The sequence below is a fragment of the Hungatella hathewayi WAL-18680 genome, from assembly GCF_000235505.1.
In the GTDB taxonomy this organism is placed as follows: Bacteria; Bacillota; Clostridia; order Lachnospirales; family Lachnospiraceae; genus Hungatella_A; species Hungatella_A hathewayi_A.
Genome location: NZ_JH379028.1, coordinates 750,272 through 768,936, shown reverse-complemented (window position 1 = coordinate 768,936; position 18,665 = coordinate 750,272). Strand labels below are relative to the sequence as shown.

The 18,665-nt window shown below is 50.8% G+C and carries 16 protein-coding genes and 1 pseudogene; 14 read left to right on the top strand and 3 right to left on the bottom strand.

From position 1 onward, the window contains the following. The first annotated feature begins 12 nt into the window (after positions 1-12). Both HMPREF9473_RS26485 and HMPREF9473_RS19290 read left to right on the top strand, forming a co-directional pair. Positions 13-1,272 carry a response regulator gene (locus HMPREF9473_RS26485; protein ID WP_006781884.1) on the top strand — a complete coding sequence of 420 codons (1,260 nt, stop codon included), beginning with the start codon at positions 13-15 and terminating at the stop codon, positions 1,270-1,272. Further along, complete coding sequence (locus tag HMPREF9473_RS19290; protein WP_050810086.1) at positions 1,256-1,591, top strand: helix-turn-helix domain-containing protein; 336 nt, start codon at positions 1,256-1,258, stop codon at positions 1,589-1,591. Before HMPREF9473_RS26485 ends, HMPREF9473_RS19290 begins: the two co-directional genes overlap by 17 nt. On the opposite strand, the gene HMPREF9473_RS19285 is transcribed toward HMPREF9473_RS19290, so the two are convergent. From HMPREF9473_RS19285 to HMPREF9473_RS19275, 3 genes are read right to left on the bottom strand one after another with little or no spacing between them, the layout of a single operon-like run. Continuing rightward, entirely contained in the window at positions 1,563-2,447 is an 885-nt protein-coding gene (locus HMPREF9473_RS19285) for a PIG-L deacetylase family protein (RefSeq protein WP_006781882.1), read from the bottom strand. The genes HMPREF9473_RS19290 and HMPREF9473_RS19285 overlap by 29 nt on opposite strands. Further along, entirely contained in the window at positions 2,437-3,324 is an 888-nt protein-coding gene (locus HMPREF9473_RS19280) for a hypothetical protein (protein WP_006781881.1), read from the bottom strand. Before HMPREF9473_RS19280 ends, HMPREF9473_RS19285 begins: the two co-directional genes overlap by 11 nt. Further along, positions 3,311-5,602 (bottom strand): glycosyl hydrolase family 65 protein, encoded by a 2,292-nt coding sequence (locus HMPREF9473_RS19275; protein WP_006781880.1) that lies wholly within the window; start codon positions 5,600-5,602, stop codon positions 3,311-3,313. The genes HMPREF9473_RS19280 and HMPREF9473_RS19275 overlap by 14 nt, the downstream gene beginning before the upstream one ends. A 256-nt stretch (positions 5,603-5,858) precedes the next feature. On the opposite strand from HMPREF9473_RS19275, the gene HMPREF9473_RS19270 reads away from it, so the two are divergent. The 12 genes and pseudogenes from HMPREF9473_RS19270 to HMPREF9473_RS19215 all read left to right on the top strand — a co-directional run bounded on the left by HMPREF9473_RS19270 (position 5,859) and on the right by HMPREF9473_RS19215 (position 18,663). Then, positions 5,859-7,139 (top strand): ABC transporter substrate-binding protein, encoded by a 1,281-nt coding sequence (locus HMPREF9473_RS19270; protein ID WP_006781879.1) that lies wholly within the window; start codon positions 5,859-5,861, stop codon positions 7,137-7,139. Between the two features lie 382 nt (positions 7,140-7,521). Continuing rightward, on the top strand, positions 7,522-8,067 hold the full coding sequence (locus HMPREF9473_RS28255; RefSeq protein WP_006781878.1) for a carbohydrate ABC transporter permease: 546 nt from the start codon (positions 7,522-7,524) through the stop codon (positions 8,065-8,067). Between the two features lie 39 nt (positions 8,068-8,106). Then, positions 8,107-8,880 (top strand): carbohydrate ABC transporter permease, encoded by a 774-nt coding sequence (locus HMPREF9473_RS19260; protein WP_138669634.1) that lies wholly within the window; start codon positions 8,107-8,109, stop codon positions 8,878-8,880. Positions 8,881-9,109: 229 nt separating this feature from the next. Continuing rightward, on the top strand, positions 9,110-10,393 hold the full coding sequence (locus tag HMPREF9473_RS19255) for a DUF3798 domain-containing protein (RefSeq protein ID WP_006781876.1): 1,284 nt from the start codon (positions 9,110-9,112) through the stop codon (positions 10,391-10,393). Positions 10,394-10,468: 75 nt separating this feature from the next. After that, a complete protein-coding gene (locus tag HMPREF9473_RS19250) occupies positions 10,469-12,058 on the top strand; it encodes a sugar ABC transporter ATP-binding protein (RefSeq protein WP_006781875.1) in 1,590 nt (529 codons plus the stop codon). Between the two features lie 11 nt (positions 12,059-12,069). Further along, complete coding sequence (locus HMPREF9473_RS19245) at positions 12,070-13,143, top strand: ABC transporter permease subunit (protein ID WP_006781874.1); 1,074 nt, start codon at positions 12,070-12,072, stop codon at positions 13,141-13,143. Beyond that, positions 13,140-14,267, top strand: a complete 1,128-nt coding sequence (locus HMPREF9473_RS19240) for an ABC transporter permease (protein ID WP_006781873.1) — start codon at positions 13,140-13,142, stop codon at positions 14,265-14,267. The genes HMPREF9473_RS19245 and HMPREF9473_RS19240 overlap by 4 nt, the downstream gene beginning before the upstream one ends. Further along, positions 14,264-14,728: a DUF6672 family protein gene (locus tag HMPREF9473_RS19235; RefSeq protein ID WP_006781872.1), complete on the top strand. Its 465-nt coding sequence runs from the start codon at positions 14,264-14,266 to the stop codon at positions 14,726-14,728. Before HMPREF9473_RS19240 ends, HMPREF9473_RS19235 begins: the two co-directional genes overlap by 4 nt. A gap of 293 nt (positions 14,729-15,021) precedes the next feature. Further along, complete coding sequence (locus tag HMPREF9473_RS19230; protein ID WP_006781871.1) at positions 15,022-15,771, top strand: sulfite exporter TauE/SafE family protein; 750 nt, start codon at positions 15,022-15,024, stop codon at positions 15,769-15,771. An 18-nt stretch (positions 15,772-15,789) separates the two neighbouring features. Beyond that, positions 15,790-16,746, top strand: a complete 957-nt coding sequence (prmA, locus tag HMPREF9473_RS19225) for a 50S ribosomal protein L11 methyltransferase (RefSeq protein ID WP_006781870.1) — start codon at positions 15,790-15,792, stop codon at positions 16,744-16,746. Positions 16,747-16,761: 15 nt separating this feature from the next. Beyond that, a complete protein-coding gene (locus HMPREF9473_RS19220; RefSeq protein ID WP_006781869.1) occupies positions 16,762-17,499 on the top strand; it encodes a 16S rRNA (uracil(1498)-N(3))-methyltransferase in 738 nt (245 codons plus the stop codon). An 8-nt stretch (positions 17,500-17,507) separates the two neighbouring features. Continuing rightward, positions 17,508-18,663, top strand: a pseudogene (locus HMPREF9473_RS19215) (cysteine desulfurase family protein). Positions 18,664-18,665 lie beyond the last annotated feature (2 nt).

Here is an 18,665-nt window from a genome sequence, read left to right as displayed (position 1 = left end):
AAAGGAGACCACATGACAATATTGATTGCGGATGACGAGCAGGCTGTGAGAGACTTTCTCACAACCGCCATAGACTGGCAGGGAGCCGGCTACGAACTGTATGAGGCGGAAAATGGCCGGGCGGTCATTGATATCATGGAGAGCCGGCAGATTGACCTGGCCATCATCGATATCACCATGCCGGTCATGAACGGGCTGGAGGTTATGGAATGGATTGACAGTCATAAATATCCCTGTGTGGTGTCGTTCCTGACCTGCCACGATGAATTTGAATTTGCCAAAAAGGCCATTCGCACCGGCTGTTATGATTATATCCTGAAAAATGAAATCACAGATGAGACCTTCCTGGAGCTGGTGAAGGGGATGAGCCAGGCGGCATCGGAGGAAGCGAAGAAGAAACAGCAGTATGCCATCCTGGAGACGGCGGCGCTGCGCAACCGGCAGCAGGAGATTGGCAGCCGGATTCACTATTGGTTAAACCATGACGGAGATGCCTTAGAGGAGATGGAGACGCTTCTGAAGGAGGAGCTTGGCTTTTTTAAAGAAGGACAGAATATCGTCCTTCTGATGATACAGATTGTGAACTACCAGGCGGTGGTACAGCGGTATACCAATAATGACAATGTGCATTTCTTTGCGCTTTTTGAGCACACGCTGAGGGAGCAGCTGGGAGAGAAAACGTATTTCCTGCTGCCCAACGAGATGGGAGATTTTACGATTTTTCTTGGATTTGAGAAGAAGATGCCGCTGCATGGCGTGATTGCTGAGGTCTGCGAAGTGGCGGAAGTCTTGAACAACAGCCCCCTTGGAATCCAGAGCCGGGTTCGTTACAGCCTTCCATTTTCCAATATCCGGGAATGCCACACAATCTACCGGAGGATGAAGGAACTGGAGCCGCTGGCGTTCTATCCGCTGCAGGAGAACACGCTGTGTATCAGTGATTACATTACGGACGGGGAAGAGTGCCGGAAATTTCTGGAGGAGTTTGGGAGCCGCTTTCAGGAGGAATTGCAGAGCCGGAATATGGCGCAGATAGAAATCTGTTATGACACGGCGGTGACGCAGATTGCACAGAACCTTTATAATATCCGGCCTGCGGAGTTTATTCATCGCTGTGAAACCTGTATCCATGAGTTCCTGCTTCAATGTTCCCTGGCCGGGGAAATGCCGGTGGCGGAGCCTTACCGGGAGTTTGACAGCAGCCGGGAGTACAAGCAGTCCATCATGGACAAAATCAGGGGTTACTGTGTGCCGGATGACACCCAGGAATAAAAACAGTTTGATAAAAAAGGCGGTCCTTCTGATTCAGCAGAATTACAGTGAGGATATCGGACTGGAATGGCTGGCAGGAAAGCTGTGGGTCAATTCCAGCTATTTAAGCCGCCTGTTTTCCCAGGAAATCGGACAGTCGCTGACCGCTTACATCAATCAGTACCGGATTGAGCAGGCAAAGAGGATGATAAGCGGCAGCAACATGAAGCTGTACGAGGTGGCGGAGAAAACCGGATTTTCCTCCTCCATCGTGTTTTCCAGTGTGTTTAAGAAAATCACGGGAGAAACGCCTACGGAATACAAGAAGCGGATGCTGTGACTTCGTATGGTATCTCAAAAAACAGCTCTTCCCGTTTGGCAAAGGAGAGAAGGTAACGGACAACCTCCGGCTCCTCATCTTTTAAAGCGGAGGCGTACATCTGTATGGCTGTCCGCTTTCGTCCTGCCTGCCGGTCATCTTCCAAAACAGGGATTCGGATTCTCTGTTCCCAGGAGGAGAGAAAATCCGGCAGGTGTTCCATTCCGTCCGGCAGAGTGAAATCCGAATCCTCTCCATCAGGAACCGGCCAGCGGCAGTCGCCGGCCGGAGAGTGTACCAGCCCTTCCCACAGGAGGGGCTTTTCGTATCCACTCAACACATAGCGCATCAGCGCCTGCTCCGTAAAATGAGAGAGGGCGCTATGGTCCCCGTGGATATCATACCGTGAAGTGGTAATCACCAGCTGCGGTTTGACCATCTTCATCAACCGGTCCATGTCTTCTTCAAATCCTTTCCGATGATACCATCCATGACAGCCGGTCTGCTCCATATGAAAATCTGGTTTACCGCCGGTGATGCCGTAGGTCATCCGGGATGCGCAGGAGGTATGTAGGTTCTCCAGGTCCGTTTCCCGGAGCAGACCGCTCAAAAAGCTGGCTTCCGGCTCCATTCCGGTATCCGGATATCCGAGAAACAGGACACGCTCTTTTGGAAGGCCGAGATAGCTCATAGCTGCCAGACTTTCCGCCAGACGGCGGCTGCCCTTGGTGTAATCGCCACAGAGGTAGTCGCCGTTGGTGGCGATGGCAGTCCAAAGCTGTTTTTCCTCACTCACAGCCCGGCTGATGACGCCGGAGGCCAGGAGGGCCTCATCGTCCGGATGAGGGACCAGAACCAGGATGCGCTCAGGAAGCATGATGCTCCTCCTTTCCCAGTTCTCCCAGAAAATGAAGAAAGCTGGGAACGCCGCCGCCAACCTTCACAACACCATCCGGGAGAGGAAGCTGGATATCGCTGACGCTGAAAAAATCACCGCCTTTGGACGCCGGGGTAATCATCTGGGAATCGCTTCCCCAGATGCCGGGAGTGATGGCGCCGAATTCATCACCCCAGAAGCAGCAGTCCTCCACACCGATGGAACGCTCCTTAAAATACTGCATAAACCATGTGATATTATCCGATTTTGTGGTGTAGCCAACCTCCAGATATTTGGCGTCGGTGGTACACTGGATGGATAATCCATGCTCTGTCCCCACATCTTTGGCAAGCTGTAACAGGGCCAAAAGTCCGCCGTCTATCTGGTGTTCGGCGAGAAGATTTTCAATCCGGCTGATTTCATCTTTCTGCATATAGAGTGCATCCTGATTTCTCGTATTGTTTACCATCAAATCAATCTTACAGTAGTTGTCTCTGCTGAATACGATATCTGTTGGCAGCTGGTAGCGGCTCAGAAGTCTTGCGTGCAGGTGAAAGCAGACTTCGTGGAGCTTTAGTAAGTCCTCCATGGAGGGGGTCAGGTCCTGAAGGGGGACTAATTCTGCCTGAGGGGAGAAGCCGAAGCAGTGGTTTCCCCGCCCCAGCCCCAGATACAGGTGGGAGAGCTGGGCGGGAGAAAACTGTTTATGGAGGGCGCCGCCGCAGATATTGTCATAGGTCGTTCCGCTGACGATGATGAGGCAGATGCCTTTGTCAAGCAAGTTCCCCATAGCCGTGGTCACGGCTTTGGAATCGGCGGTCCGGCTGGTGACGGCGGTGCCATCCCAGTCAAAGAAGACAGCTTTATAATTCTTCATGAGATACCTCCTGTGCCATTGGGATGAGCAGGGTGTCCCCGCCGTTTAAGTGGTACTGCCTGCCGTTTACCAGGAAGACGGCAGAAGCTGCATGGCTGTCTGCCAGACTTTCCAGCCGTATCTGGCTGTGACTGATATCAAACCGGATGGGATGTCCTTTTAAAATCAGGGTAAAGACCATGCGCTCCCATTTCCCAGGCAGATGGGGATTGATTTCAGTCTGTTCTTTCCGTATCTGAATACCTCCAAAACCAAATACCAGCGCCTGCCAGGTTCCGCCGAAATTGGCAAAGTGGAGACCGCTTATGGTATTTAACTGTACATTTCTGATATCCAGCTGGGAGGATTTTTCATAGTAGGATACGGCCTCCTCCATATTGCCCAGTCTTGCTGCCATCAGCGCGAACATGCTGTATGCCAGGGAGGAGTCAAAGGCAGTTTTGGGCTGGTAGAAATCGTAGGCAGTCCGTATCTCCTCCTCCGTAAAATACCATGGCAGATTTTTCATCAGATGGAGAACATCCGCCTGTTTGGACACCTGGTAAAACGGAAGGGCTTCATAGGGAATCGTGGTGTCGATAATCCGCTTGGCTGTGGGTTTGGCTTTCTTCATATCCAGAGGCGTGCGGCGTAAATACGTGTCGTCCTCCAGCCACAGCTTCTGCTTCCCGTCGTAGGGGAGCAGGATATGTTCTTCGATTTCTTTCCAGTGGGCCACTTCCTGCTCTGTAAGATGAAGCCTGCTTAAGAGACTGGCCAGCGTTTCCGGGTGGGACTGGGAGAATTCATCCAAAAGCTCCCGGCAGAGGATGAAATTTTCCCGGGCCATCATATTGGTGTACAGATTGTTGTTGACCAGCACATCGTACTCGTTTGGCCCCCGCACGGCGAGGATGTGGTAGAATCCGTCCTCATTAAGACTCACCCGGCTGGCCCAGAATCTGGCGGTTTCGATCAGAATCTCCAGTCCCCCGTCCAGCATGAATCCGGTGTCTCCCGTGCAGGTTAAGTAGTCCAAGATGGCATAGGCGATATCCGCGATGACATGGATGGAATAGTAGGCGCCCACCCCCTGGGGAGTCTGTTCCACGCCCATGGCATTCACCTGCCAGCCGTACATGGCCCCCTCAAACCAGTTGTTCCTGGCGTGAATCCTGGCTTCCGGAAGGGTGTGGCGGCGGAAGGTTAACAGTTGGCGGGCAGAATCCGGGTGAACCAGGGAGAAAAATGGAAGCATGAAAATCTCCGTATCCCAGAACACGCTGCCCTCATACATTTCCCCGGTGAGTCCTCTGGCACCGATACTGGCGTGGCTGGTGTGGGAAGGACAGGACTGGGCCAGCTGTAGAATGTTGTAGCGGATGGTCTGCTGGTCTTCCGGGGAACCCTGTAACAGAATGTCGGAAGTCTCCCAGAACCGGGCCATCGCGTTCTCATGCTGCTCCAGCTCTTCCTGATAACTGTTAAGCCCGCCAAGCCGCTGAACGGCCAGTTCTTCCACGGCGTCTCCATCCTCCAGCGAGAGACTGACAGCTATCAGTTTTTTGATGATGGCTGTTTCACCTGGCTTACTGGTGATGTGGTAGCAGTGACAAGAAGGGGTTACTTCCCGGCTGGCTCCGGATGCTGTGGTTTTCTGGACAAATGCCATTCGAATCTGCTCAGGGCGGGGAATGGTCACGGAGACAACCTGTTCCGTGTGAACATCCTCGTCAAACTGCTTTCTGCCGGGCTGGATGGGGTAGGGTTCACAGCTGACCAGGTTCAAGTTGGTGATATCCGTCCTGGTATCCAGTTCTATCTGAATATCCAGATCCGGCTGAAGCGGTGTGACGGATAGGGACTGTCCGGCCATATGCCTTTCATGCCATCCGGCAAACCGTTCAAAGGAGAAGGCGGCCAGCGGTGTGCCATCCTCCTGATAGACATAGCTTCTTTTGAAGATGCCGTTTTGCATATCCAGTTCCATATTAAAGGAAGTAACGGTTTCCTCCGTGATGGTGATAGGTTTTTCGTTGATAAAAATCCGCAGGGCAAAGAAGTTGGGGATGTTGACCAGTTCCCGTCCTTCTCCCCGCCAGGGCCGGTAATCCGCATGGCCAAAGACACCGGCCATATAGATGCCGCCGAGCCCCGCGATCCCTTCCTGTTCTTCTTCCATAAAACCCCGGCAGCAGAAGAGACCGTTTCCGATGGTATAAATCGGAGCGGTGTGCAGTTTCGTTTCGCTGCAAAATTCCTCACAGGACAATACCCATGAATGTTCATTTCCTGACATAAAATCAATGTTCTCCTTTCATTTCCATATGCTGTCTGCATCATGCCATTAGTGTATCTGATAAAAAATGGAATTACAAATATGAATATTTGGTTATTCTTCATGATTTCTTGCTTTTTTGTCAGCTGTTTGTGGTAAAAATACATTAAGGTAAGCAAAAAACCAGTAATTGATTGTGCGGGATGAAGAATGCTATACTAACCATAGAGCTCGGAGCCGAACCAAAAAACTTCAAGGAAAAAGGAGTAAACTGATTATGAAAAAACAGAAACTGATATCTGTTCTACTGACTGCGTCCATGGTGGCGGGAATATCATTGACGGGATGTGGTAACAAGGCGGAAAATACTGCGGATACGACAGCCGCAAAGGAGGCGGCGGGTGCTTCCGCAGATACCAAGGCGGACAACGGGGAGACGGTAACCGTTACTTTGGGATACTGGGGAGACTCTGGTGAAACGGAAGCCTACGAAAAATCCCTGGAAGGAATCGAGGCGGCGATTCCAGGCGTGAAAGTGGAGCTGGCCCACTATGCGGGAACCGCTGATTTCTGGGACAGCCTTCCCGGACAGATAGCGGCGGGAACGGCTCCCGACATCATTGTTCCGTCCAACGAGGGCCATCTGGGATACATAACGGAGGGACTGTTTCTTCCATTAAATGATTACGGCTTTGACTTGTCCGGCTTTGATGAGAACGCGGTGGAAGCCTGGACCTGGGAAGGAAAACTATACGCAATTCCGGCGACAGCGGCTCCCGGACTGTTTATCATCAACAAGGATATGTGGGACGAAGCGGGCCTTGGGGAAATGCCGAAGACCTGGGATGAGGTATATGAGGCGGCGAAGGTCTTGACGAAGGATGATGTGGCAGGTCTCTGTATCGACTTCTCCCAGGGCTACCATCCCACCCAGTATATGAATTCCTTTGGGGGCGGCTGGAAAAATGGGGATGAGATTAACAGCAAGGCCAATGTGGACGCGTTTGACTACATCTTTAAGATGTATGAGGAAGGGCTGGCCGTCAACCCGAAGGATGTGGGCTTATCCTGGGACGGGGAAGTATTTGCAGGAGGGAAATGTGCGATGACCACCGGCGGAACCTGGTATATCGGTATGATGAAGGAGGCGGCTCCCGACATTAATTATGAGGTAGTTCCCATGCCGGGCGGCAACGGAAACCACGGATGTACGCTGCACAGCCAGGGTTTTGCGGTGTTAAGCAGCAGCAAGAATCCGGAGAAGGCGGCCCAGGCAGCTTATTATCTGTGCAATGAAAATGCCCAGAGGCTGACGGCTGAGATTGTGGGGAATATGCCAAGTCTTCTCTCTTTAAGAGACTGGTACTTTGAAGAAAATCCAAAGATTGCTCCTGCGAAAGAATCCCTGGAGTGGGCCACATCCTTCGGATATCCGGCCAACGCTCAGGAGTTCCAGACCGATTTGGTCAGAGCATTCGAGGAAGTGGAGTATGCCGGGAAGGAAGCGGATTCCAAGGGCATTCTTGACAATCTGGCTGCCAAATATGGCAATCAATAAGAGTAAAAGAGGTGTATCATGACAACAGGTAGGAAGAAACGTTACAATCACAGAAAAGAATCGACCCTGGCGGCCGTGCTGTTTCTGGCGCCTGCGGTGATTATGCTGTGTATCTGGTTTGTATATCCGTTGATTCAGGCATTTTTAATCAGTTTTCAGGATTTTAATTATATGTTTAAAGACAGGGCCGCGTTTATCGGATTGGCAAACTACAAGAATCTGTTTCATGATTCGGAATTCTATCAGGCCCTGACACATTCGCTTCTGTTTGTGGCTGTCACGGTTCCGGTTCAGACCTGTGTGGCGCTGCTTCTGGCAGTGGCGGTCAATGCAAAGCTGAGGGGGAAAGGATTTTTCAGAACGGCTTTTTTACACGCCCTATGTGCTTTCCTCCGTGGCCGCGGCCACTGTGTTTATGTATTTCTTTGTGAAGGGCGGGGCGATGTCTTCCTTTCTGTCACTGTTTGGACTGCCCAATGTGACATGGTACGCCAATGTGGCGCTGGCTATGCCGTTTATCGGGATTCTCTATCTGTGGCAGACGGTTGGATTTTACATGATTTATTACCTGTCGGGTCTTCAGAATATCTCTCCCCAGCTCTACGAAGCGGCGCAGATTGACGGGGCGGGGAAGGTACAGACATTTTTAAAAATTACGGTGCCGAATTTGAAACCAACCACATTTCTGGTTGTCACCTACGGGATTATCCAGTCATTCCAGCTGTTTGACCAGATTTCCGTTATCACCTCGTCAAATGGGGGCCTGGGGTCTCCGGCGGGGGCAACCAGTACGCTGCTGACGTTCTTCTACACCCAGTCCTTTAAGTATTACAAGATGGGGTATGGAAGCGCGATTGCCATGGTTCTTTTTATCATTATCCTTGTGATTTCGGCAGCTCAGAGAAAACTGATACGTCTGGAGGATTAGAAAGTGAAACGGGTTAGAATATGTTTATTGTATGCCGTAATGGCTTTGTTGACACTGGTATTTTTGCTGCCTCTGGGGTACGCGGTTGTGACCTCTCTGGTACCGTTTGAGTATGTAAATAAGATTCCACCTCTGCATGTGATTTCTCTGGACAATTACAAAAAGCTGTTTGAGGATTATCCCATGCTGCAATGGTATGTCAATACCGTGCTGGTGACGGTGTTAACGCTGGCGGGAAATATTACCACCAGCCTGCTGGCCGGCTACGCTCTGGCAAAGCTGGAATTTAGGGGGCGGAAGTTTGTCTTTAACAGCGTCCTGGTCACCCTGATGATTCCATTCCAGCTTCTGCTGACGCCGCTCTATATCATGGTGGCCAGTCTCGGATGGCACAACACGATAAAGGGGCTTGTGATTCCGTTTATGGTGAGCAGTCTCTCGATTTTTATGGCGCGTCAGTTTTATCTGTCGATTCCCGATGAGCTGATTGAGGCGGCAAGGGTGGATGGGCTTGGATATATCGGTTCCTACTTCCGTGTGGTTCTGCCACTGTCGGGACCGCTGATTTCCACTTTGGCGATACTGAACTTCACCAGCTGCTGGAATGCTTATCTGGTTCCGTCCACATTTCTGGCGAAGACGGAGAAGTTTACGCTGGCGGTGGGCTTAAACACCATCAAGGCTGCCAACTTTATCCGGCCAAACGAAACCATGGCCGGCGTGGTGCTTTTAAGCTTCCCTGTTCTGATTGTGTTCTTTTTCCTTCAGAAAGGGTTTATTGAGGGGATTGCGAATTCCGGGATTAAAGGATAAATGGATTGAAGGTAGAAAATTATGTTCATGGAGCGGTGGCGGCAGTGTCGTTATCCGCTCCATTTTCTGTTATTGGTATCATTTCAGGGGCAAAAATTTCACGAATTTCACTGGCGAGTTAATTAATTAAAGTGTTAACTATTGACAAAATGTGGGTGTATGCTACAATTAATACTAATATAAAAGGGGGGATACTGCCCTTTTATAAATAATTATTTGGAGGTAATGTATGAAAAAGATTTTAAGCGTGATGCTTGCAGGCGCCATGGTAGTTTCACTTTCCGCCTGTGGAAGCAAAAACACAACTCCGCCGGTTGCAGAGACCAAGGCAGAGACAACAGCGGCAGAGACCAAGGCTGATGACGCAGCAGAGACAGAAGCCACAGAGATGGCTCCTTCCGAAGACTTCCATATCGGAATTGTAACCGGTTCCGTATCCCAGTCCGAGGATGACAGACGTGGCGCTGAGGAGTTCCAGAAGATGTATGGTGAGGATATTGTCAAACTGGCTATCTATCCTGACAACTTCACAGAGGAGCTTGAGACCACGATCCAGACGATTGTAAACCTTTCCGATGACCCTCAGATGAAGGCAATCATCGTAAACCAGTCCGTTCCTGGAACAACAGAAGCATTCCGTAAGATTAAAGAGAGCCGCCCGGACATCATCTGTATCGCCGGTGAGGCCCACGAGGATTTACCGGAGATTGGAAGCGCGGCTGACTTAGTCTGCAACAACGACTTCGTTGCACGTGGATACTTAATCATCCGTACCGCTCACGAGCTGGGCTGTGATACCTTTGTACATATTTCCTTCCCACGTCATATGGCATACGAGACCATGAGCCGTCGTGTTGCCGTTATGAAAGAGGCTTGTAAGGAATTTGGCATGGAGTTCGTTCTTGAGACCGCTCCGGACCCAACTTCTGACGTCGGCGTAGCCGGTGCCCAGGCTTACATTCTGGAGAAGGTTCCGGAGTGGGTTGAGAAGTACGGCAAGAACGCTGCTTACTTCTGTACCAACGATGCTCATACCGAGCCACTGTTAAAACAGCTGATGGAATACGGCGGATACTTTATCGAGGCTGACCTTCCATCCCCACTGATGGGATATCCTGGAGCGCTTGGTATCGACCTGACAGAAGAGGCTGGAGACTTTGACAAGATTCTTGCTAAAGTAGAGTCCACCATCGTTGAGAGAGGCGGCGCTGACCACTTTGGTACATGGGCTTACTCCTATGGCTATACTACAACAGCCGGTCTTGCACAGCACGCGATGAACGTCTTAAAGGGCGAGAGCGAGCTTGCAGATATCGATGATATCGCTAAGGCTTATCAGGTATTCTCTCCAAAGGCTGAGTGGAATGGTTCCAACTACACCAACGTGGAAACAGGCGTTAAGTTAGACAAAGTATTCCTGGTATACCAGGATACCTATATCATGGGCGATCCTGGCCACTTCATGGGCTCCACAAAGATTGAAGTTCCTGAGAAATATTTCACCATCAAATAAGATTCTATTGCAAATAATAAATTTGACGACAGAGGGAGGGGTGACTCTCCCCTGTTGTTTTAGGTGGGCAAAACTATGACAAATAACAATGCTCCATTATTGGAGATGAGAAATATCAAGAAGGATTTCTTCGGCAATCAGGTCTTGACTGATATTAATTTTACGCTGGAGGCCGGACAGGTTCTGGGCCTGGTGGGCGAAAATGGCGCCGGTAAGAGTACGCTGATGAAGCTCCTCTTCGGTATGGACGTCATCAGAGAAACCGGAGGATACGGCGGAGATGTATTGATTAACGGTGAGAAGGTCAGCTTCTCCACTCCGTTTGATGCACTGGAAGCGGGAATCGGAATGGTACATCAGGAGTTCTCCCTGATTCCGGGCTTCACGGCCACCGAAAATATCCTGCTGAACCGGGAGCCGAAGAAAAAGAATATAGTCTCCGAGGTATTTGGAGACCGATTAGATACCCTCGATTATAAGAAGATGGCGGAAATCTCCGAGAAGGCCATCGATAAGATGGGGGTTAAGATTGATGCGGAGATGACCATCAATGAAATGCCGGTTGGTCATAAGCAGTTTACGGAGATAGCGAGAGAACTCAGCAAGGAGCAGTTAAAGCTGTTGATTCTTGATGAGCCGACGGCTGTTCTGACAGAGCAGGAGGCGGAAGCTCTGCTGGAATCGATTCGCGGCATGGCTGCAAAAGGTATTGCCGTGATTTTCATCACCCACAGACTGCATGAGATTTTGTCGGTCTGCGACAAAGTTGTCATCATGAGAGACGGTTATGTGGTAAAAGACGTGGCGGCGAAAGAGACGGACGTGGCGGATATCACCAAGTGGATGGTGGGAAGAAATGTTCAGGCCGCTGTCAAGTCGGATATCAAAATCGACCCCAACGCAAAGACCATCATGTCCATCCGCAATCTCTGGGTTGATATGCCCGGTGAGACGGTGCGCGATGTCAACCTGGATGTGAAGGAAGGGGAAATCCTTGGAATCGGCGGATTGGCCGGACAGGGAAAACTGGGAATTCCAAACGGTGTGATGGGACTCTATGAAGCTGGCGGAACGGTAGAGTTTGACGGCCAGAAGATAGCGCTTAACAGTCCGAGAAAATGTCTGGATGCATCTCTGGCATTTGTATCCGAGGACAGAAGAGGGGTTGGTCTGTTGTTGGACGAGACCCTGGAATGGAATATCGCGTTTACCGCGATGCAGATTCAGAATAAATTTCTCAAGAAGTATCTGGGCGGCATGATTTCCTGGAGAGATGAAAAGGCAATCCATGAGGTGACCCAGAAATACATCGATGAGCTGCAGATAAAGTGTACCAGTTCCATGCAGAAGGCCAAGGAACTTTCCGGCGGTAACCAGCAGAAGGTTTGTCTGGCAAAAGCATTTGCACTGGAACCGAAATTCCTGTTTGTCTCCGAACCGACGAGAGGAATTGATGTGGGCGCGAAGTCGCTGGTGCTGGATGCATTAAAACGGTTCAACCGGGAAAACGGCGTTACGGTTGTGATGATTTCATCGGAGCTGGAAGAGCTGAGAACAACTTGTGACCGCATCGCCATCGTTTCAGGCGGTAAGATTGCTGGAATCCTGCCGGCGACCGAGTCTTCGGAAGAATTCGGCCTGCTGATGGTCAGCCAGGTTAAATAAGGGGGAACAGCATGGATAAAATAGTAAACAGTAAAAATGATTATAAGGCAAAGGTGAAGGAGTTTCTGAACAACTTCGGTCTTCCGAGACTGATTATCACCGGATTCCTTCTGCTGATGTTTGTTCTGACGCCATTTGTCGGAGCGGACCTCCCGACACAGATTACCAATACCATCAACCGTTTCAGCTGGAATGCCGTTATGGTGCTGGCGATGGTGCCGATGATACACTCCGGCTGTGGACTGAACTTCGGTCTGCCGCTTGGTATTATCTCCGGACTTCTGGGGGCGACTATGTCCATCCAGTTCGGTTTCAGCGGCCCCATGAGTTTTGTGATGGCGATTCTGATTTCCACACCGTTTGCCGTGATTTTTGGCGGCGGCTACGGCTGGCTGCTCAACAAGATTAAGGGCGGCGAGATGATGATTGCCACGTATGTGGGATTCTCCTCCGTTTCCTTTATGTGTATGATGTGGCTTCTGCTTCCTTACAGCAGCCCGACGATGGTCTGGGGCCTGGCCGGCAAGGGACTTCGTACCACCATCTCTCTGGAAGGATTTTATGACAAGGTGCTTGCCAACTTCCTTCAGATTAATATCGGCCACTTATCCATTCCGGTGGGCAGCCTTCTGCTTTTCGCACTGCTGGCCTTCCTGATGTGGGCGTTTCTTCACACGAAAACCGGTACGGCGATGACGGCTGTGGGTTCCAACCCGGCGTTCGCGAGAGCTTCCGGTGTGAACATTGACAGAACCAGAATGCTTTCCGTTATCATGTCTACCTGGCTTGCCGCGGTTGGTATTCTGATGTATGAGCAGGGCTTTGGTTTCATCCAGCTTTACATGGCACCGTTCTATATGGCGCTTCCGGCAGTTTCCGCTATTTTGATTGGCGGCGCTTCGGTCAATAAGGCATCCATTACCAATGTTATCATCGGTACGTTCCTGTTCCAGGGTATTGTAACCATGACCCCAACGGTAATGAATTCCATGATTCATATGGACATGAGCGAGGTTATCCGTATAATCGTATCAAACGGTATGATTCTCTACGCTTTGACCAGAAAGACGGAGGGGACAAAATGAGTACAAAAAAGAAAAAGAGCGGCAGCAACAGCATAATAGAATTAGTCCGGAATAACTCGGTTCCGCTGATGTTTGTTATTATCTGCGCCGTCTGTATTCCACTGTCCGGGTTTTCACCGGCTTATCTGCTCAACGAGATTATGACCAGACTGGGCAGAAACGCGTTCCTGATTCTCAGCCTGCTGATTCCGATTATGGCCGGTATGGGTCTGAACTTCGGTATGACGCTGGGCGCCATGGCAGGACAGATTGGTTTCATCTTTGTGGCTGACTGGCAGGTCTGGGGCATTCCGGGAATGATTCTTGCAATGATCATCTCAATTCCGATTTCCATCCTGCTGGGTGTATTCTGCGGAAAGATGCTGAATATGGCCAAGGGCCGTGAGATGATTACCAGCTACATTATAGCCTTCTTCATGGATGGTATCTACCAGCTGGTGGTGCTGTACATGATGGGACCGGTTATCCCGATCAAGCATTCCAGCATCAAGCTGCCACGTGGGTACGGCATCCGTAACACGGTCAGCCTGCTGAATATGAGACAGTCTCTGGACAATCTGATGGCGGTCCGCATCGGCGGCGTCAAGATTCCGGTGCTGACGTTACTTGTGATTGCACTGCTGTGTCTGTTTATTATCTGGTTCCGCAAAACGAAACTTGGCCAGGACATGCGTGCCGTGGGCCAGGATATGGATGTGGCCGGTGATGCCGGTATCAAGGTGGAGCGCACCAGAATCATCGCCATCGTGATGTCCACGGTTTGCGCCGGTATCGGTATGGTAATTTATTTACAGAATATGGGAAATATTTCCACATACAGTTCCCACAAGCAGATTGGTATGTTCTGTATCGCGGCGCTGCTGGTAGGCGGTGCGTCTGTTGACAGGGCAAACATCGGCAACGTGTTCCTGGGAGCAATCCTGTTCCACTTGATGTTCATTGTGGCGCCGTCCGCAGGAGCCAAGATTACGGGAGACTCCATGATTGGTGAGTATTTCCGCGTGTTTATCTCCTACGGTGTTATCACCCTTGCTCTGATTATGTATGAGACGAAAAAACGTCGGGCCAAGAGCAAAGCCGGTGAACAGCTAAAACTTGACCAGGATGAGGAGGACGCGAATTGAAAAATAAACGTACATTACTGTTTCAGCTTGGGGCAGTCCTGCTTTTAATCATCATTGCAGGCATTATGATGATGATCGGCCGCGGCCATACGGTTTATATGGATAACGTGACCATGGATTATAATGGTCAGACTTATGAATCGTTCTATAAGGTGGAAGTTTATGTGGATGGAGAGCGGATTGGCAAGCTCTACGATAAAGAGAGAGCCATGTCCGTCAACATCGGCCAGACTTTCGATGTGAGTTTTGAGGTGACGCCAAACAAGGGCGACAGTGTCATGGTTTACAATGTGAGCCTGAGCCTGCCGTACAACATGGATGGCATAGTCATCAACCTGCCGACCTATCTGGCAGGACTTTCCGAGGATGCCTTCCTCTCCGAGTTTGTTTCCAAGGTGGAGGAGACCGAGGCGGAAGAGGAAACCACGGTGGATGAGTTTGGAATTGGCGGAGATATTTAAGAACCGCGAAAAAATAATCAATAAAAAAGAAGGCTCGCCGGCTAAGTGCCAGCGGACCTTCTTTTTTTATGTGTGCCCCTGCCCGACGCCCCTCCGGTTGTGTGATGGAGTGTAATGCATTCAGGAATTTCGTTTGATATGTGTTCACCGGAATCTTGCCAGGAACAGAAGCCTTTTTAATCCGTTCAATAGATTAATGCGGGAGCGGACGGTTTTATTGCAATAAAAAATAAATTATGATATTATGTAACATGGGTTTTTGTAAAAAATACGTAAGGAAGAGGATTTTTAATATGATATCGTATCTGATTGTCTGCCCGCTTGTGTTTTTGGCTGGTTTTATTGATTCGATTGCAGGGGGTGGCGGTCTTATCTCCCTTCCTGCGTTTTTGATAGCCGGGGTGCCGCCTCATATGGCGCTTGGCACGAATAAACTGAGTTCCACCCTGGGAACCACCGTTTCGACGATTCGTTATGGAAAAAATGGATTTATTCATGGGAAAATCGCGATTGCGGCGTCGGTGGCGGCGCTGATTGGCTCCCCTATCGGGGCGAATCTGTCTCTGCTGGTCAGCGAATCGGTGATTAAGAATATGATGATTGTGATTCTGCCCATCGTGGCCTACTACGTGCTCCGCAACAAGAACATGGGGGCTGGGGAAGGGATTGACACGCTGCCGGAGAACCGGGTGCTGGCGATTGCCATCATGGCCGCCTTTGTGGTGGGGATGTACGACGGGTTCTACGGACCGGGAACGGGGACATTTCTCATCCTGATTCTGACCGGGGTGGCGAAGATGAATATTCAGAAGGCGTCGGGACTGACGAAGGTCATCAATCTGTCGTCCAATATCGCGGCCCTGATTACCTTTATTATTAACGGCAAGGTGATGTACCCGCTGGGATTTGCGGCGGCGGTATTCTGTATCGGAGGTCATTATATCGGCTCCGGTATGGTGGTGAACAATGGACAGAAGATTGTGCACCCCATCGTACTGGTGGTGTTGACGATTCTATTTATAAAAATTATAACAGGGCAGTAAGCCGGCAAGGAGTATGGGATGAAATGGAATAAATTTACACTGACCACCACCACGGAGGCGGTGGATTTAATCAGTAACTTATTTGATGAAATCGGTATTGAAGGAATTGAAATTGAGGATAATATTCCATTGACGGAGGCTGAGACCAAGGGAATGTTTATTGACATTTTACCGGAGCTTCCGCCGGACGAGGGTGTGGCGAAGGTCAGCTTTTACCTGGAGGATCTCTCCGATTTGGAGCGGATTCTTAAGGAGATTGAGGAGGGACTGGATGATTTGAGCCAGTTCGTGGACGTGGGAGAGCGGACTATCGAGGCGTCGGAGACGGAGGACAAGGACTGGATTAACAACTGGAAACAGTACTTTAAGCCGTTTACGGTGGACGATATCCTGATTAAGCCAACCTGGGAGGAAATGCCAAAGGAGCATGAGGACAAGCTGCTGATTCAGATTGACCCGGGTACAGCCTTTGGAACCGGCCAGCACGAGACCACCCAGCTCTGCATCCGCCAGCTTCGCAAATATCTCACGCCGGATTCGGAGATTCTGGATGTGGGAACGGGAAGCGGAATACTGGGAATCACGGCGCTGAAGCTGGGGGCCAAAGAGGTGTTCGGCACGGATTTGGATGAAAATGCCATCACGGCCGTGGGAGAGAACTTAGAGGCCAACCAGATTGGCGGTGAGAAATTCCGGGTACTTCAGGGCAATATCATTGACGACAAGGCGGTTCAGGACCAGGTGGGATATGAGCGCTACGATATTGTGGTGGCCAATATTCTGGCTGATGTGATTATCTTACTGCAGAAGGAGATTCCGGTACACTTGAAAAAGGGCGGCATCTTCATCACCTCCGGCATTATCAATATGAAGGAGGAGGCGGTGAAGGAGGCCATGAACCAGAACGAGGCGCTGGAAATCATCGAAACTACCTACCAGGGCGAGTGGGTGTCCATCACGGCCCGCAAACGATAAAGGAGCGTAACAGGCGTGTACCATTTTTTTGTGTCACCGGAGCAGATTGGGGAGAGTCATATCTGTATTACGGGCAGCGATGTGAATCACATCAAAAATGTTCTCCGCATGAAGCCGGGGGAGCAGGTGTTAATCAGCAACGGAATGGATAAGGATTACCACTGCGAGATTGATGAGGTGTCCCCGGAGGAGGTGACGGCCAGGATTCTGTCCGTGAATGAAGAGGGGACGGAGCTTCCGGCAAAGCTGTACCTGTTTCAGGGACTGCCTAAGAGCGATAAGATGGAACTGATTGTCCAGAAAGCGGTGGAGCTGGGCGTGTACCAGGTGATACCGGTAATGACGAAGCGGGCGGTGGTGAAGCTGGATGCAAAAAAGGAAGAGGCGAGAGTGAAGCGCTGGAATTCCATTGCGGAGAGCGCGGCCAAGCAGTCCAAACGGCTCATCATCCCGGAGGTGACGGGGGTGATGAGCCTTTCAGAGGCGTTTGCATTTGCAAAGAATCTGGATGTGAATCTGATTCCCTTTGAGCATGCTGAGGGCATGGCGGGAACCAGGAAGGAACTGGAGAGAGTCGGACCGGGGAAGAGCGTGGGCATTTTCATCGGACCGGAGGGCGGTTTCGAGGACAGTGAGATTGAGGCAGCCTGCGAAGCGGATATCCGGCCGGTGACGCTGGGAAAACGGATTCTACGCACGGAGACGGCGGGACTTGCGATTCTGTCCATACTGATGTTTCAATTGGAAAGTTAGGAGATTATATGGAAGCATATTTTGACAATTCCGCGACAACCAGAGTGTTGGACAGCGTGAAGGATATTGTGGTAAAGACCATGACGGAGGATTACGGCAACGCGGCGGCCAAGCATTCCAAGGGCATGGTGGCGGAGAATTATATCAAACAGGCGAGAGCCGAGATTGCGAAGACGTTGAAGGTTGCAGGACAAGGAGATTTTATTCACCTCCGGCGGCACGGAGTCCAACAATATGGCTCTGATGGGCACGGCCTTCGGCAATGAGCGGGCCGGGAAGCACATTATCAGCAGCAACATTGAGCACGCATCCGTCTACAATCCGCTGGGGATGCTGGCGGACCACGGGTATGAGATTACGTATCTGCCGGTGGATGAGAAGGGGCATATCAGCCTGAAGGAGCTGGAGGAGGCCATCCGCCCGGATACCCTGCTTGTCTCCATCATGCATGTGAATAATGAGATTGGGGCCGTAGAGCCGGTGGAGGAGATATCTAAGGTGATCAAACAGAAGAACCCGAAGACCATCTTCCATGTGGACGCGATTCAGGCTTATGGAAAGTACACCATCCGCCCTAAGAGACAGGGGATTGATCTGCTCAGCGTCAGCGGCCACAAGATTCACGGGCCGAAGGGCGTGGGATTTTTATACATTGATGAGAAGGTGAAGGTGAAACCTCTGATTCTTGGCGGCGGCCAGCAGAAGGGCATGCGTTCCGGGACGGAAAATGTTCCCGGCGTGGCAGGTCTTGGCGTGGCGGCGAAGGAGATGTACACCAACCATGAGGAGAAGCTGGACTATCTCTACGGTCTCAAGGATTATATGATAGACCGGATGGCTGAGGTGGAGGGAACCCATATCAACAGCGAGCGGGGAAGATTGAGCGCCCCCCAGGTGGTCAGCGTCAGCTTTGACGGTATCCGCAGTGAGGTGCTGCTGCACGCGCTGGAGGAGAAGGGCATCTACGTGTCCTCCGGTTCGGCCTGCTCCTCCAATCATCCGGGGGTCAGCGATACGTTAAAGGCCATCGGTGTGAAGAAGGAATTGCTGGACGCCACTCTGCGGTTCAGTTTTGGGTTATTTAACACGAAGGAAGAAATTGATTACAGTATCGAGGTGCTGAAGGAACTGCTTCCGGTGCTTCGCAGATACAAGAGAGGATAAGT